The sequence below is a fragment of the Candidatus Hodarchaeum mangrovi genome (assembly GCF_975850365.1).
Map to the genome: position 1 here is coordinate 1 of NZ_CDLCQJ010000151.1, position 2,139 is coordinate 2,139.

Here is a 2,139-nt window from a genome sequence, read left to right on the forward strand (position 1 = left end):
GAGGTTCCTCCATTAAAAGTTCCTGTTGCACAGGCAGCTAAAAAATATAATCCATTCTTACCGAAAGTTTCAAATTCAATGGACGTTGAAATAAACATTTCCGATTCTAAACTATCCACTCCCCAATCAAATAAATTATCACCATCTACATCTTCAGTGAAAATACTTCTATACATTTCCTCTTTTGATCCATGAGCATCTATCTGTACTACCCCCGCACCTGAATTAATAAACCTAATTAAATTTTTTTCAGATATCGGATAATCATAGTCATAATCAGTTGTTTTTACTCCTTCAGTTTCCCCAAGCATCACTGAATTCCAATGAGAAGGTATAACATTAGTTTTGAGCCAATTATGATTCCTATTAGTATCAAATTCTTTCCAATCTTCACTATCTAATTGATTATTACCGTTAGAGTCAGAATTAAAATTCGCAAAAGTACCACCAAACAAAGCTGTATTCATCCATGAACCAATTGGAGGATTTTTTTCATAATCAATTATTCTTGCAACTAAATTAATCATTTGATCTTCATTATCAGCAGGTAATCTTCCAACATAAACCTCTGGTTCCCATTCTGTACCAGTTACAATACTGTCAATTTCTGAATCACTACTCAACCAATCATTATCTAAATTCCCATAATAATTATCACAACTGACAGTTAAACCATCTACTAACAAACTTTTAGTAGGAATAATATATTCCCCACCAGCTAAAACAACCCAATTTGTTTCATTATTTAGGTAATAATCTTGTATGCATCTTCTAATCTTTTCTGCTAAAGAATTCCCCTCATATTTAAGAGAGATAATCTCAGTTGTTTCTATATGAACCATTAATCCGCGTTGAGATTTCCAATTGACTAAAGGCTGTAATTCATCTAAAAACTGATCTGTAGAGATTATCAGGTAGTCAATTATATTTGGAGTAATTAACGATTCATCATTTTGAAAAACTTCATTTCCTTGGGTAATTATAATATTCCCAAACAACGTCGATTGATAAACAAAGAAAATAAGTAACAAAGAACACAAAAATTTTGATTCCCCTTTATCTATTCCCATATTATTTCCCATATGATTAGAAAAACTTCATATATAAATGAATACTAAGTAATTTCTATTTAGAAAGTAAAATCTGATGACTCTTAGATGTTATTACACTAGTATTTCTGATTCTAATGAATGAGTAGTGCTTGTGAACCCAGCCCTCTAAAATGAAAAAGTAAATGTTAAACTATTCTCAAACGCCAACGATCCACGTAGTGTGTTACATCAGGAGTTTGTGAACCACTGAATCCTCTGTTCAGAACAGAGAGGGGACTCATATCCTCCTCTAAATTTTTTCAATAGACTATACTAGAACTTCCAACAAATAGGATGATATTATTTTTAGTAATATCGTAAAAGGTTTGTATGGATCGAAAAAGTATAGAAGTAGAGTAGGGGCAATTCGATCCAAACTAAAACTTAGCCTTTAATTTATCTGCAAGTTTTTCTGGAGGAGTAAGAACTATTTCGGTTCCAAGCAATTTCTGGAGGAAATAATCATCTGTTCGATAGTTCTTGTATACATTAGCTCTGGATATTATTCGTATATTAGACCAAAACCAATCAGTTGTTTCACCCATAGGGCCAGAATAGATAACAAAATTAAATGTTGAATATCCTTCCTCTTCATAGAATTTTAGAATTTTTGAAATACCTTCTCCTAAAGCTTTGGCCTCTGAGTGGGACAGTCCTAGAAAATTACTTTTTTCCCCAATGATCCCTTGTACTTCATTATTTCCTAAAGGAGAAAACGTAGCAATCCATTCTATCTCCCCAGTTTTCCCAATATAGCGTTCTCTTGCTTTTTTTTCCACAGAAATCAAATCATTCCAGAAATTTGACTGGTTTTTCTCAAAGTATTGCAAAGAACCCTCAAACATATTCTTAAGGTAAGTATAAGGGACATCCCCGCCTAAAACTTGCATATGTGGGTGAATAACACTAGCTCCTGCAGGGAATAAGTAATTACAATTTATTGTCATATATTTTGCAGAGCTGTTTGCATTAAACGCACTTTTAACAAATTTTAAGCATGCCTGAATTCCATTAGCTAGAATCTCTGGAGAAAAGTCTCTTAAGTTCA

The 2,139-nt window shown here is 32.7% G+C and carries 1 protein-coding gene and 1 pseudogene; both read right to left on the reverse strand.

What is annotated here, in order from left to right; translation table 11 throughout:
- Window positions 1-1,070: C25 family cysteine peptidase (locus ACWVCY_RS14650; protein ID WP_455143819.1), on the reverse strand; the 1,070-nt coding region annotated here is incomplete at its 3' end.
- Window positions 1,071-1,468: 398 nt separating this feature from the next.
- Window positions 1,469-2,139 (reverse strand): annotated as a pseudogene (locus ACWVCY_RS14655) (hypothetical protein); the annotation flags it as partial.